Below are 13,020 nucleotides of genomic sequence, written 5' to 3'. Positions count from 1 at the left end.
TTCACCTGATTGCGGGCACCGCAATCAGTCCCAGATGAGCATGCGCACCGGTGTCGGGTTATAGGCATTGCACGGATTGTTGAGCTGCGGACAGTTCGAGACCAGGACGATGAGGTCCATCTCGGCACGCAGCTCGACATACTTGCCGGCGTCCGAGATGCCGTCCTCGAAGGTCAGGTGCCCTTCGGGTGTCACGGGCACGTTCATAAAGAAGTTGATGTTGGCGGTCAGGTCGCGTTTGCCCATGTCATAGGCGGATTCGGCCAAGGCGATCAGATAGTTGTCGCGGCAGTTGTGCATCGGCCGCTTCTCCAGCGCATAGCGCACCTGATTGGATTCGGCGGCGCAGGCCCCGCCCAAGGTGTCGTGACGCCCGCAGGTGTCGGCGACGATGGTCGCCATCGGGTTGCCGTCGTTGGAGAGCAGGACCGAGCCGGTTGTCAGATAGAGGCTGCCTTGGGCGCGGATGGTGTCGACGGCGCTGTAGCGCTCGGCGGAGTCACGGGCGTTGTAGAAGAGGGTGTCCACCGCCTGGTTGCCCATGAGATCGAGGATGCGCAGGGTCTGGCCGGCCCGCAGCTCATGCAGCCAGGGCTCGCCGGCTGGGATCTCGTGATCGTAGACGGCGTCGGACGGATCCAATGCGCTTTGGACCAGGTTGGCCGTGAAGTCCGCAGCGGGATGGGGCTGGGTCGGGGTCGTCATGCCGGTACCCTCAGAGCTGGCAGTGATAGATGGCGGTATTGGCGAAGCCGCGGCCGTTCTCCGGACAGGAGATTCGGCAGGGGTCATCCTCGGCGGCGGGATCGGCGCGATAGATGGTCAGATCGACCGGCTTGGGCGACCACTCGGTCGCCGGGTCGAGCGGATGCGGACAGCTGTTGAGGACCACCAGCGTATCCATCTCGGCACGCAGATCGACATGATCGCCGGGCGTTGAGTGACCGGGCTCGAAGCGCATGACGCCGGTCTCGTCGACCGCGACCTTGCTGAAGAAGTTGACGTTGGCGACCAGGTCGCGACGCCCGAGACCCCACTTGCCGAGCTCGATCAGAAACAGCTCGCGGCCGTTGCGCAAAAAGGCATTGCGCGCCTCTTGATAACGCGCCACGCCGAAGCGCTCGCGCACCAAGGCGGCATCGCTCACCCCACAGAAGGTGTCGTGCCAGCCGCAGGTATCCCCCGTGATCGAGACGAGGATCCGACCCATGTCGGAGTAGCAGACATGACCCGCGGTCAAGAAGGCCGTGTGCTGCGCCTTGAGCGTATCGGCCATGTTGTAGCGCTCGAGCTTCTCATGCGCGTTGTAGAAGAGCGCCGAACAGTTGGCTCCGCCCCGCCGATCGGTCAGGCGCAGCGCGAAACCGCGGCGTATGACGAAGGACCAGTTGCGCGCACCGGGCAGCAGCTCGGTGTGGACGATGCGCGAGGGGTTTAAGGGGGCGTCGGTCATTCGTGGTTTCCTCGGATGATGGGGTTGTCGGAGCGTCCTGCTGCCTGCCTCCTGCTCTTAGCTATCAGCTACAAGCTATCAGCTATCAGCTATCAGCTATCAGCTATCAGCTATCAGCTATCAGCTCTTAGATGGGTGTGCTCACCGCTGGAGGCCGGGGGCTGGCGGACGGTCGCTGGCGGCCGCCCCCGGCCGCCCCAACACCGCAGCCAGCGTCTCCGAATCCGCCTGTCCGATCGGCAGGTCGTAGGTGATTCCGGCGCCGTAGGCTTGGGGTTCGTCCGGGTCGTAGCGCAGCTTGTCGAAGACCAGCAGGCGCGTGCCCAGGTAGAAGCCTTCGCGGATGTCGTGGGTGACCATGAAGACGGTCAGGTTGTTCTCGCGCCAGAGCCGCAGGACCAGCTCGTGCATGTCGCGGCGGATACCCGGATCGAGCGCGCCGAAGGGTTCGTCGAGCAGCAGGATGCGCGGGTGCATCACCAGCGATTGGGCGAGCGCGAGGCGCTGCTGCATGCCGCCGGAGAGCTGGGTCGGATACTTGCTCAGCGCCTGCCCGAGACCGACCGCCTCGAGCATCGCAACCGCCTCTTCCTGCGCGTTGCGACGGGCGGCACCGAGGAGGCGGCCGGTCACGGGCGAGGCGCGCAGCTCCAGTCCCAAGAGCACGTTGCCCAGGACGGAGAGATGCGGGAACACCGAGTAGCGCTGAAAGACGATGCCGCGATCCGGCCCCGGCTCGGCGGGAAGCGGCTCGCCGTCGAGCAAGATCCGCCCGCGGCTCGGTGTCTCCTCCCCCAGCAGCAGGCGCAGCAGCGTGGTCTTGCCGCAGCCCGAGGCCCCGACGATGGTGCAGAACTCGCCCGGCGCCACGGTCAGGTTGAGTCGCTCCAGCACGACCTGATCGCCGTAGGTCATCCAGACGTTCTCGAAGCGGATGCGCGGTGTCATCGGCCCGGTTCTCCGGTGTGATACCAGGGGAAGGCCCGGCGCGAGGTCTGCTTGAGCAGGAAGTCGGTCAGATAGGCGAGCAGGGTGATCCAGACCACGTAGGGCAGGATCACGTCCATCGCGAGATACCGGCGCACCAGGAAGATGCGGTAGCCGAGCCCCTCGGTGGCCGCGATCGCCTCGGCCGAGATGAGGAAGAGCCAGGCGGTACCGAGCGAGAGCCGCACCGCATCGATCAGCCGCGGCACCACCTGCGGGAGGATCACCCGCAGGACGATCTGCCAACTATTCGCGCCGAGGGTCTGCGCCTTGATGATCAGCTCGCGCGGCAGCTCCTGCACCCTTTGCTGCAGATCGCGCACGATGAAGGGCGTGATCCCGACAACGATGAGGACCACCTTGGAGACCTCGCCGAGCCCGAAGACAATGAAGAGGACCGGCAGCACGGCCATCGGCGGGATCAGCGACAGCACCGCGACGAAGGGTGCAAACCCGGACCGGATCAGCGGGATGGCGCCCAAGGCCACACCCACTATCAGGCCGATCGCCGCGCTGATCCCGACGCCTTGAGCTAGCCGCCGCAAACTCGCCTCCGTGTCCTGCCACAGCAGGATCTCGCCGGTGCGCTGGCTCGGCTCGGTGGTGAGGCGGACGAAGGACTCGGCGAGCGTACTGAAAGAGGGCAACAGCTTGTCGTTCGGGTTCTCCGCCAGCCGCGCATCCGAGGCGAACATATAAAAGAGCGCCAGGACCACGAAGGGCAGGAGCGCGAGTGCCGCGGTCGAGACCCGTCCGGGGCGTTGGTTGATGAGTCGTTTCATCGGTGTCCTGGTTTGGGGAGGGAGCGAGTCGGCTTCAGCTGTCAGCTATTGGCCATGAGCCGTCAGCTTCGGGAGAACGCGACGCCACGTCATCGTATGGGCGAAAGCGTTGCGTGCTTGCCGCAGGAGCAAGTGAACACGGCAAACCCACGAGGCTCGCAGCTGATCGCTGACGGCACCCGTAGGTTGTGCTGACGACAGGAAGCACAACACCCGCCGGCGGTGCGTTGTGCCTCGCACGGCTCGGCACAACCTACGCCCGGATCGCCGATGGCTCTCCGCTCACAGCGCCCCGTCCGCCGCCATCTGCATGTAAGCAGAATCGAAGCGCAGCTTGAGATTGCCGTCGTCGCCGAAATAGCGTTCGCCCGGGAAGGCGACGCCGATGAAACCCGGGTTCGGCGCGCCTTCGCCGAGCAGACCGTGATCAAAGGAAAAGCTCGCCACCTCTTCCATGGTGAGCGGCAGCTGCTCGCTCTTGGCGAAGGCCACGGCCTCGGCCGGCTCGAAGAACATCTTGGTGCTGGCGAGCTGGGCGTCATAGCCGGCCAGATCCGTCCCGGACGCCTTGCCCATCGCGGTGCGCGCGGCGCGACCGGCCTCGTCGTCCTTGGACATGATCGACAGGGTCTCGTACCAGGCGCCGACCAGGGCCTTGCCGAGCGCCGGGTTGGCCTCGAGGGTCTCGGTGTTGACGACCATGAGGTCGATGATCTCGCCGGGGATTTGGCTCGAATCGAACACCTTGGCGGTGTTCGGCATGGCCAGGATCTCGGAGACCAGCGGATTCCAGGTCACCACGGCCGTGGGACCGCCGGAGGCAAAGGCCGAGACCATGTCGGCATCCGAGGTGTTGACGACGGTGACGTCGCGCTCGCTCAGACCCACGCTGGCGAGCCCACGCGCCAGCAGATAGTGCGAGACCGAGAGCTCGACCAGGTTGACCTTCTGACCGGCGATCTCGGCCAGCTCGGTCTTGTCGCGCAGGATGACGGCGTCGTTGCCGTTGGAGAAGTCGCCGATGATGAGCGCCGTGGAATCCACGCCGCCGGCCGCCGGGATGGTGAGCGCGTCCATGTTGGTCATGACGCAGCCGTCGAAGGCCCCGGCGGTGTATTGGTTGATCGACTCGACATAGTCGTTGATCTGCACGACCTCGATCTCGATGCCGTACTTGTCCGCCCACTTTTTCACGATGCCGGACTCGGCGGCATAGTCCCAGGGCATCCAGCCGACATAGATGCTCCAGGCGATGCGGAACTGATCCTTGGCCAACGCGTTGCCGGAGATGGACAAGGCCGTGAGCAGGAGGACGGCCGGCACGAGGACGCGGCCGACGCGGCTCTTGGGACGGTTTGACGGAGTGAAGGTCATTGCAGGCTCTCCCGAGGTCAGGTTACGAAACGGAACGCGGGAGAACCTGCATGCAGGTGATCTCCCGGGCTTTTATCCCGCCGTGTAACCCGCCCCGGTCGATGCGCCCTGGACCTTTCGAAGACCGGGTTTAGCCGGCTCGGGAAGGTGCTCGGACGGATCGGCGGATCAGGTCGGCAGCTCTCGGACCAGACACCCGCCGTCAGCGGATCGGAACCCTAGCCACCTATTCGCCGAATTGTCGCGTGAGCTGCAGGGCGGACGACGCACCTGCAGGTTCTCCTGCAACAGTGGAGAGCAAATCATGCGCCAACGACGGCAAGTGTCGCTGCGAATCAGCCGGTCGCCCCCTCCCCCCCGGCCCCCTCCCGCGAGGGGAGGGGGAGAGTCGAATACCTTGTTTGGACGCACTTCCGCCCCCTGCGGGTGATGGCCAGGGACGGCACGAGCGCTTTGGAGCGATGCAGAATCGATATGAATCGGTAGGTTGGGCAAAGCGCACCGTGCCCAACGGTTCCCCGTGATGCCGGCGCGGGTTGGGCACGCTGCGCTTTGCCCAAGCGACAGCTGATGGCGTTCGCGCATCGACGTATGTTGTTTTTGAACCCTCGCTTACCGCTGCGGCGGCGCCCTTAAGTCACCGGCATCCCGGCGAGTGTCCATCCAGCCCCCGGCTTTTGCACAGCACGGGCGCATTTCTAGCCGATCGACGCCCAATTCCGGTGCAACCCTATGGACGCGCCTCGGGGCCATCGATCCGTCAGTACTCGAAATTCCAGTCGAGACCCGAACCACCCGGATCCAGTCGAACCCGCTTCTCGACCACGCCCTCGGGGACCCGATCGCCCAGGATCAGACTGATGTCGGCGCGCTCCGATAGCCAGGCCGCCAAGTCGGTCTCGCCGTTTAGGCCGATCCGCCGCACGGCCCGCGCCGCGAGCGTCAGGAAATCGCGTCGCTCGTACGGATCGGGCAGCTCGGCAAGGACATGACCCAAAGGGCGCGGCAGCAGCAGAAAGAGACCCACGCCCTGCTCGCGGTCCATCGCTTCGCGCACCAGCTCGCGCGAGCGCCGATCGGTCAGGGTCGAGGCGAGGACGAGGGCACGATCCGGGTAACGCACGATCAGTCGGTCGAGGGCCTGATCGGCGAGCCGCCGCAACCGCATCCCGCCCGGACAACCCGCAGCGGGCTGCGGGATACCGACGATGAGCAAACGCAGGATCCCGAGCCCCTGGCGCGCGAGCAGGGTCGGCAGACCGCGCACCGCAAAGCGATCCAGGTCCTTCATCGGCTCGGACAGATCGGCGTAGGGGATGAGCTGGGGGTGGTGCTTGAGCTGATTGTCGCGCACGGGTGCGTAGCTCCAGCCGTCGAGATGACGATCCGCCGCCCAGCGCTCGTGCTCGATGATGGCGAGTCGCTCGACCTCCAGGGGTGTCAGGACGAAGGATTCGACCATCTCCTCGGGCACCGCCCGGGCGTCGGTCACGGCGAGCTTGGCCCAGACGTGATCGGCCTGATGGCGATTGGCCTGCCGATAGGAGGTCGCCAACAGCTCCCAGGGCTGACCTGCAGGCTCCAGGTTCGGATCGCGGCCTTGTGCGGCGATGCTGTCGCGATAGTGATCGTGGATGGTCCGGGCGACCTCGTCGCCGCGTCCGTCCAGCAGCACCGCCGGGCGACAGGCTTCGCGCAGATAGGACACCGGGATGATCTGACCGTCCCAATCCTCGATGCCGGCGGCGGGCGTTCTCCCCGGGCCCGACGTCGCACCGGTCTCCAACAGGACCGGGGGCGACACGCCCTGGAGTGCGGCGAGCGTATCGACCAGGCGTCTCGCAAGCTCGATGCCCTCCCCGGCCGGGTCGCCCGGGCAGACGAAGGCGAGGGTCACCGGAGGCCGCGTCTCGGGAACCCGGCCCTCGGATGCGCTGCGCCCATCCATGACCCGGGAGACAGGGGCGAGAAGGGTTTCTAGATCCTCGACGGGTGCGAATCGGATGTCGGCAATCGCGGTGGCTTGAGGATAGGCGCTGCGGAAGCGCGTTTCGGCCGCGTCTCTCTGCGCACACAGGACGCTGACGCACGGCCTGCCGGTACCGTATTGGATCAGGCGCAGGGCATGCACCACGAGCGCCTGCGCGGGATCGGCGAAACCGGCGATCAACAGATGCGGCCGCTGGCCGAAGCGCGGATCCAGGCCGAGATGCAGCGGCCACCGCCCAAGCAAGGCACGCGCCGCGCGATCGAGGATCGCAAAGGTCTCCGGACGCCACGGGCTGTGGGGCTCCGGCATCGTGAACCGGGGCGGCGGATCCTGCCGATGCATCAGGATCAGGCGACGCATCGCTTGCCGACCTGGGCGCCGGCCCGGTCGACGGTTGTATCGTCCACGGGCGACGAGCGCCGCAACCAGAGCCGCCGCATGGGGTGGATCGGCCAGGATCAGGGTGCGGATCCGTCGCGGATCCAGCTCGAGTAGGCGCTCCCGGTCGAGCGCTTCGGCCCTGCGACCCTCGCCGCGCAGACCCGCGACGACCTGTCCTGCGAGCGGCTCGGAGCCGCAGACGAGGACCGGGGGTGGACCGAAGCCAAACGGCATCCGAGCGGACCTCAGGGCGCGAATGCTCGGGCAAGAACACCGGGGAGATGCTCGCCCGCGTCCGCCAGGTCCAAGACATCGATCAGTGCGCGCTCGGGGGCCTCCGCGTCGAAAACTGCGGGACCATCCAGACCCGCTGCACCGTGACGACGCCAATCGACCAGCTGATCCGCGGTGCCGCCACTGCCGGCAAGCACCAGGACACGACCGCCGGTCCGCAGTCGATGCATCACATCACAACGGGTAATCTCCCCGCCGGCCACGACCAGCATCAGGGTGCCGCGCCCGCGGGCAAGACGATCGGCGACGGCGCTGATCCAAGGCGACTCCTCGCCCCAGCCGTCGCCCGGCACCAGCAGGAAATGGGTGTGGTTCGGATCGAGCCGCGCCTTGCCGTCCTTGCCGGCGGGTTGGTCCGGCTTGCCGGTGTCGATCGCCACCGCACCCTGCGGCGCAATCCCGATCAGCGGGAAGCGCGCACCGGTGCTGAGGCGCGCCCGACCCATCAGCGCCATGACACCGAAGGCGGTGCCCCCGTCGATGACGGCCGCGCCGAGCGCATCCAGCTCCGGCGCGATCCGCTCGAAGAGTGTGAGCAACGCGGGCGCCACCGCCTCGGACAGATTCGCTGCGCCGCCGACCAAAACCAGAACGGGTCTCGGGTCGGTCAAGCCCACAGCGGCCAGCGCGGCGTCGAGCTCGACGGGCTCGGGGCGAGCGTGCGGCCGGGCGATCCACACCGACGGGGCGATCCCGGCGGGGCTTATCGTCGCGTCCAACGGCACCTCATTCCGTCTCGTGCAGGACGTTGCCCGCTTCGTCCCGAAGCGTCACGCGCATCGGAATCCCCTGGCGAATACTGGCCGAGACCACGCAGAAGTCCTCGAACAGATCCTTGCAACGCGCGAAGCGCGGCGACGCCGTCACGGCCTCGGCGAGGATCAGGGTGATCTCCATCCGGCCGACGCGCAGACGCTTCTTCTCGTTGCGGACCATAACGCAGACCGCCTCGGCGCGCAGGCAGTTGTCGGGCGGCTCCTCCTTGAAGACGCAATAGAGCAGACTCGCGCTCAGACAGTTGGCCGCGGCGGCGGCGAGCAAGCGCGAGGCGTTCGGTCCCTTTTGCTCTCCCAACGGGGGCGGCTCGTCCATGAGCAGATCCGCGGCGCGCTTCCAGTCGAAGGCGACATTGATCTGAAAGCCTTCCTGCTGCTCGAGATGGATCTTGAAACGGCCTTCTTCGGACATCGGGCTTGCTCCCACTTCAATAGGGCTCGGATTAGACGGACGAGCGGACCGGCTCCGCGTCGCTCCGCTGCGCATCGGTCTTGCGGCTCGCATCGCCGAGCAACGGGCCGCGGGTCTTCGGATCGCGCGCCCGGCGCACGCCGGCGGCTCGGATGGAATCCGGATCGGCCGCGAAGCTCCGCCAGTCGCCGCCGGGGATCAGCGGGCGATCACGCACGGATCCGCGAAAGAGATAGATCCAGGCCCGTCCGTACGGCGTCGCCAGCAGTCGGCGGTCGTAGAGTGCGGGATAGTCTTCGAGTCGATCGAGCCGGCGCAGGCCGGCATGATCCACGGCGTAGACCTCGCCCCGGATCGCGGTTGCCCCTCCACGCACCGCGCCCGGATAGGCGCGGAGCAGATACAAGGAGAAACATGCCGCCGTGCGATGCGACCCGAGAAACTCCGCCTGCGCGAGCAGATGGTGATTGACCTCTCCGCGCAGCAGGGTCCCGTAGACAAAGACGCGCTGTCTCATCAGGTTTCGATGCGGGTTCCCAGCAGATCCAGGAACTTGCGCATCCACTCAGGATGCGCCGGCCACGCCGGGGCGGTCACCAGATTGCCGTCGGTATAGGCATTGGAGACGGTCTCGTTGACCTCGCACCAGGTGCCGCCGGCGCGCTCCACCTCGGGGCGCACGGCCGGGTAGGCGGTGCAGCGCTTGCCTTCGAGAATCCCCGCGGCGGCCAGGATCTGCTGACCGTGACAGACCGAGGCGATCGGCTTGTCGCCGGCCGCGAAGTGCCGGACCAGCTCGATCACGCGTGGATTCAACCGGAGATATTCCGGGGAGCGGCCGCCCGGGATGACCAAGGCGTCGTACTTGGCGGGATCGACCGTGTCGAAGTCGGCCGTGATCGCGAAGCGATGCCCCGGCTTCTCGCTGTAGGTCTGGTCGCCCTCGAAATCGTGGATCGCGGTGCGCACCCAGTCCCCGGGTTTCTTGTCCGGGCAAACGGTATAGACCTTGTGGCCCACCATCTGCAGGATCTGAAGCGGTACCATCGCCTCGTAGTCCTCGACATAATCGCCGACCAGCATCAGGATCTTCTTCACCGCCATGATTCTGTCCTCGTTGGGTTCAAATCTCATGCAGACCTCAGACTATAGCATTTGGTCAAGGTGACGATCGCCACCCGCCACATGCCGAGCGCCGTACCCGACACGCGGCGGCCGCTTGCCGTCTTCGCGTCCTTCTCGGGGGCCGGCGGGGTCGAGCGGATGCTCGTGAACCTGATCGGCGGTTTTCTCGATCTGGGCCAACCGGTGGACCTCGTCCTGCTACGCGCGTCCGGACCTCACCTCGCCCGACTCCCCGCGGAGGTCAATCGGATCCGGCTCGGGACCGAGCACAGTCTGCTCGCCGCCCCCGCACTGGCACGTTACCTGCGGCGCTGTCGCCCGGCCGCCCTGCTGGCGGCGAAGGATCGCGCCGGCCGGGCCGCCGTGCTGGCCCGCACGCTGGCCGGGACGGACACGCGTCTGGTGATGCGTCTGGGCACCCAGCTCTCGGCGGCGATGGCCGAAAAATCGGCGTTTGAGCGCTGGCTGCGCTATGCACCCATCCGCCGCGCCTACCCCCGGATCGACCATATCGTCGCCGTCTCCGCCGGCGTGGCCGAGGATACCGCCCGGATCGCGCGCCTGCCGCGCGAGAGGATCAGCGTCATCCGAAACCCGGTCATCACGCCGGACCTGGAGCGCTTGGCGGCCGAGCCCTGCCCGCACCCCTGGCTCGCACCCGGCCAGCCGCCGGTCATCCTGGGCGCGGGGCGCCTGCAGCGTCAGAAGGACTTCCCGACGCTGATCCATGCCTTCGCGCGGCTGCCGCGGGACCTCGATTGCAGACTCGCGATTCTCGGCGAGGGCGGCGGCCGAACCAAGCTGGAGGAGCTGATCGGGCAGCTCGGGTTGAGCGACCGCGTCGCGCTGCTCGGCTTTCAGGACAATCCTTATGCCTATCTCGCGCGTGCCCGTCTCTTCGTGCTGTCCTCCGCCTGGGAGGGCTCGCCCAACGTCCTGACCGAGGCCATGGCGCTGGGCACCCCGGTCGTCTCGACCGACTGTCCGAGCGGTCCTTTCGAGCTATTGGACGGCGGGCGCTTCGGCCCGCTGGTGCCGGTGGGCGACGTCGAGGCGCTTGCCGCGGCGATGCAACGGACACTGGAACAGCCACTCTCGCCGGCAATTCTGCGCTCGGCGGTGGCCGAGTACGAGCAAGGACGCAGCGCCGAGCGCTATCTCGAGGTGCTGGGTCTTGCCCGCTGAACCCGTTCGAGGCGCCCGGCGTCGAGGGGGGCGACGCCTCGCGACAGGCGCGGCACCCCGATGAACCTCTTCTTGGTCGGTCGGATCGTCGGCATCTATGCGCTGATCTTCGGCGTCACACTGGTGACCCCGATCCTGGTCGGTCTCTGGTATCGCGAGCCCGAGGTCCTGCACTTTCTCTGGCCGATGGCCGGCTCGCTCGGGTTCGGCGCCCTCCTCTGGCTGATCGGTCGACGGCGCGCGCGCGACTTGAGCGTAGGCGACGGTTATCTGGTCGTGACCCTCTTCTGGGTCCTGCTGAGTCTCCTGGGTGCTTGGCCGCTGATGAGCGGCTTCGGTCTCTCGCCGGTCGATGCCCTGTTCGAATCCACCTCCGGGATCACCACCACGGGTGCAACCGTGATCGCCGGTCTGGACACCATGCCGCGCTCGCTGCTCTTCTACCGCCAGCAGCTGCAGTGGTTCGGCGGGATGGGGCTCATCGTGCTCGGGGTGGCGGTCATGCCCATGCTGGGTATCGGCGGGATGCAGCTCTACCGGGCCGAGGCGCCGGGTCCACTCAAAGAGGAGAAGCTGACCCCGCGCCTGACCCAAACCGCCCGCGCGCTATGGCTGATCTACTTCTCGCTCACCCTCGCCTGCGCCGCCGGTTACTGGCTGGCGGGGATGACCCCGTTCGATGCCGTCTCCCACAGCCTGTCCACGGTCTCCACCGGCGGCTTCTCGACCCACGACGCCAGCATGGCCCACTTCGCAAGCCCCGCCGTCGAGGCGGTCGCCGTGGTCTTTATGCTCTTGGCCGCGATCAACTTCGGCGTCCATTACCTGGTCTGGCTCGATCGCAATCCGCTGCATTATCTACGCGACACCGAGGCCCGGGCCTTTCTCGGCTTCGTCCTCGCCATGGTCGCGCTGGTCGGTGTGATCCTCTATCTGGAAGGCCCCTACGATCAGGTGCATGCCAGTCTGCGCGATGCCGCCTTCGAGGTGGTCTCCATCGTCACCAGCACAGGGTTCGGGACGGTCGATTTCGCTCACTGGCCCGACTTCCTCCCGCTCCTGCTCATCTACATCAGCTTCGTCGGCGGATGCGGCGGCTCGACCGCCGGCGGCATTAAGGTGCTGCGCGTCCTGCTCATGGTCAAGCAGGGCGCGCAGGAGGTGCGCCAGCTGATCCATCCGCACGCCATTCTGCCGCTGCGCTTGGGCCGACGCATCGTCGACCCCCGCCTTGCACGTTCGGTCTGGGGTTTTTTCGCGCTCTATACCTTTGCGGTCGCAACCTTGACCCTCCTGATGATCCACGCCGGGCTTGCCCCGCTGGATGCCTTCAGTGCCGTCGCCACCTGTTTGAACAATCTCGGTCCGGGCCTCGGCGAGGTCGCCCTCACCTTCCAATCGGTCAGCGATCTCGGCAAGCTGCTCGGCGTCGTCGCCATGCTTCTCGGGCGGCTGGAGATCCTGACCATCCTGGTGATCCTCTCGCCGGCCTTCTGGCGGCGTTGACCGCCGGATCATCTCGACGCGCCGGGAAAGGTTGAACAACCGAGATCCGTAGGATGGGTAGAGCGCAGCGAAACCCATCCTCACCGCTCAGACGCACGATCCGAATAGCGTTCCGTTGTTCATGACACCCGCTAGGCGTTGTCGCGCTCGCCCCGCGGCGCTCTGCGCCACGTGCCAAGATGGCCGGAGTCACGAGCAACCCCTGGGTGCCCGTTCGCATCGGCTTTTGATAAGGTGCCGGTATGCAGCTTTTTCATCGCCTCGCGGGAGCTTGAACCCATGACCCGATTCGCTCGATCGGCCCTCCTCGGCCTACTCCTGATCTCCGCTGCCGCAGCCCGCGCCGAGGCACCGGACGGCTACGCCTTCAAGCCCTTCGACCAGGCCATGCAACAGGCAAAATCCGAGGGCAAACCGCTGTTCGTCTATTTCGGCCGCTACGGCTGCGGCTACTGCGAGAAGACCAACAAGGAAGCCTTCTCCGACGCGCAGGTGCGCGAGCGTTATTCCGCGCATTACGCACTCGCCTACGTCGACGCCGAGAGCGGCGAGCGTCTGCGCCTGCCCAGCGGCGAGCGCATCACGGAGCGCGAGCTCGGGACCCGCTACGACGCCTTCGTGACGCCCGTCTTTTCATTCATGACGCCGGACGGCGAGCTGGTCCTGCGTCTGGTGGGCGTGCAGCGGATCGAGGATCTGCTCAAGGCCGACGCCAAGATCCAGGAGGCGCTGGCCGCCGCGGGTGCCTCGTGAGC

The 13,020-nt window shown here is 66.6% G+C and carries 13 protein-coding genes and 1 riboswitch; of the genes, 3 read left to right on the top strand and 10 right to left on the bottom strand.

Annotated features, from left to right (window positions below; all coding sequences use genetic code 11):
• Positions 1 to 24: 24 nt before the first annotated feature.
• The 10 genes from BLV04_RS00140 to BLV04_RS00095 form a co-directional block, all read right to left on the bottom strand.
• The gene (locus tag BLV04_RS00140; RefSeq protein WP_093026920.1) at positions 25 to 705 is read right to left on the bottom strand and encodes an urea amidolyase associated protein UAAP2; all 681 of its coding nucleotides are present in this window, start codon (positions 703 to 705) and stop codon (positions 25 to 27) included.
• A gap of 10 nt (positions 706 to 715) precedes the next feature.
• Positions 716 to 1,453, bottom strand: coding sequence for an urea amidolyase associated protein UAAP1 (locus tag BLV04_RS00135; RefSeq protein WP_093026918.1), 738 nt, complete (start codon positions 1,451 to 1,453; stop codon positions 716 to 718).
• Between the two features lie 141 nt (positions 1,454 to 1,594).
• Positions 1,595 to 2,401, bottom strand: a complete 807-nt coding sequence (locus tag BLV04_RS00130) for an ABC transporter ATP-binding protein (RefSeq protein ID WP_093026916.1) — start codon at positions 2,399 to 2,401, stop codon at positions 1,595 to 1,597.
• On the bottom strand, positions 2,398 to 3,222 hold the full coding sequence (locus BLV04_RS00125) for an ABC transporter permease (RefSeq protein WP_093026914.1): 825 nt from the start codon (positions 3,220 to 3,222) through the stop codon (positions 2,398 to 2,400). The genes BLV04_RS00130 and BLV04_RS00125 overlap by 4 nt, the downstream gene beginning before the upstream one ends.
• A 282-nt stretch (positions 3,223 to 3,504) precedes the next feature.
• A complete protein-coding gene (locus tag BLV04_RS00120; protein WP_093026912.1) occupies positions 3,505 to 4,596 on the bottom strand; it encodes a putative urea ABC transporter substrate-binding protein in 1,092 nt (363 codons plus the stop codon).
• Between the two features lie 59 nt (positions 4,597 to 4,655).
• Positions 4,656 to 4,829, bottom strand: a riboswitch (guanidine-I (ykkC/yxkD leader).
• Positions 4,830 to 5,356: 527 nt separating this feature from the next.
• Positions 5,357 to 7,201 carry a RyR domain-containing protein gene (locus BLV04_RS00115; protein WP_093026911.1) on the bottom strand — a complete coding sequence of 615 codons (1,845 nt, stop codon included), beginning with the start codon at positions 7,199 to 7,201 and terminating at the stop codon, positions 5,357 to 5,359.
• Positions 7,202 to 7,212: 11 nt separating this feature from the next.
• A complete protein-coding gene (locus BLV04_RS00110) occupies positions 7,213 to 7,986 on the bottom strand; it encodes a hypothetical protein (protein WP_371828624.1) in 774 nt (257 codons plus the stop codon).
• A 1-nt stretch (position 7,987) separates the two neighbouring features.
• Entirely contained in the window at positions 7,988 to 8,449 is a 462-nt protein-coding gene (locus tag BLV04_RS00105) for an OsmC family protein (protein ID WP_007193096.1), read from the bottom strand.
• Positions 8,450 to 8,480: 31 nt separating this feature from the next.
• Positions 8,481 to 8,966, bottom strand: coding sequence for a gamma-glutamylcyclotransferase family protein (locus tag BLV04_RS00100; protein ID WP_093026909.1), 486 nt, complete (start codon positions 8,964 to 8,966; stop codon positions 8,481 to 8,483).
• On the bottom strand, positions 8,966 to 9,553 hold the full coding sequence (locus tag BLV04_RS00095) for a DJ-1/PfpI family protein (protein WP_093026907.1): 588 nt from the start codon (positions 9,551 to 9,553) through the stop codon (positions 8,966 to 8,968). The genes BLV04_RS00100 and BLV04_RS00095 overlap by 1 nt, the downstream gene beginning before the upstream one ends.
• Positions 9,554 to 9,634: 81 nt before the next feature.
• Here BLV04_RS00095 and BLV04_RS00090 point away from each other — a divergent pair, with 81 nt between their 5' ends.
• From BLV04_RS00090 to BLV04_RS00080, 3 genes are all read left to right on the top strand, one after another.
• Positions 9,635 to 10,759, top strand: a complete 1,125-nt coding sequence (locus tag BLV04_RS00090) for a glycosyltransferase (protein WP_093026905.1) — start codon at positions 9,635 to 9,637, stop codon at positions 10,757 to 10,759.
• Between the two features lie 60 nt (positions 10,760 to 10,819).
• Complete coding sequence (locus BLV04_RS00085; protein ID WP_093026903.1) at positions 10,820 to 12,265, top strand: TrkH family potassium uptake protein; 1,446 nt, start codon at positions 10,820 to 10,822, stop codon at positions 12,263 to 12,265.
• Positions 12,266 to 12,544: 279 nt separating this feature from the next.
• Positions 12,545 to 13,018, top strand: coding sequence for a thioredoxin family protein (locus BLV04_RS00080; protein WP_093026901.1), 474 nt, complete (start codon positions 12,545 to 12,547; stop codon positions 13,016 to 13,018).
• Positions 13,019 to 13,020 lie beyond the last annotated feature (2 nt).

The organism is Thiocapsa roseopersicina, from assembly GCF_900106925.1.
Taxonomy (GTDB): Bacteria; Pseudomonadota; Gammaproteobacteria; order Chromatiales; family Chromatiaceae; genus Thiocapsa; species Thiocapsa roseopersicina.
Note: the sequence above shows the minus strand (reverse complement) of the source record. Positions and strands in the feature narration are given on the sequence as shown.

Coding starts and splice junctions, on each gene's coding strand:
- BLV04_RS00135 (WP_093026918.1), bottom strand. CDS start 1,453: ATGACCGACGCCCCCTTAAACCCCTCGCGCATCGTCCACACCGAGCTG.
- BLV04_RS00125 (WP_093026914.1), bottom strand. CDS start 3,222: ATGAAACGACTCATCAACCAACGCCCCGGACGGGTCTCGACCGCGGCA.
- BLV04_RS00080 (WP_093026901.1), top strand. CDS start 12,545: ATGACCCGATTCGCTCGATCGGCCCTCCTCGGCCTACTCCTGATCTCC.
- BLV04_RS00100 (WP_093026909.1), bottom strand. CDS start 8,966: ATGAGACAGCGCGTCTTTGTCTACGGGACCCTGCTGCGCGGAGAGGTC.
- BLV04_RS00140 (WP_093026920.1), bottom strand. CDS start 705: ATGACGACCCCGACCCAGCCCCATCCCGCTGCGGACTTCACGGCCAAC.
- BLV04_RS00085 (WP_093026903.1), top strand. CDS start 10,820: ATGAACCTCTTCTTGGTCGGTCGGATCGTCGGCATCTATGCGCTGATC.
- BLV04_RS00130 (WP_093026916.1), bottom strand. CDS start 2,401: ATGACACCGCGCATCCGCTTCGAGAACGTCTGGATGACCTACGGCGAT.
- BLV04_RS00115 (WP_093026911.1), bottom strand. CDS start 7,201: ATGCCGTTTGGCTTCGGTCCACCCCCGGTCCTCGTCTGCGGCTCCGAG.
- BLV04_RS00105 (WP_007193096.1), bottom strand. CDS start 8,449: ATGTCCGAAGAAGGCCGTTTCAAGATCCATCTCGAGCAGCAGGAAGGC.
- BLV04_RS00095 (WP_093026907.1), bottom strand. CDS start 9,553: ATGGCGGTGAAGAAGATCCTGATGCTGGTCGGCGATTATGTCGAGGAC.
- BLV04_RS00090 (WP_093026905.1), top strand. CDS start 9,635: ATGCCGAGCGCCGTACCCGACACGCGGCGGCCGCTTGCCGTCTTCGCG.
- BLV04_RS00120 (WP_093026912.1), bottom strand. CDS start 4,596: ATGACCTTCACTCCGTCAAACCGTCCCAAGAGCCGCGTCGGCCGCGTC.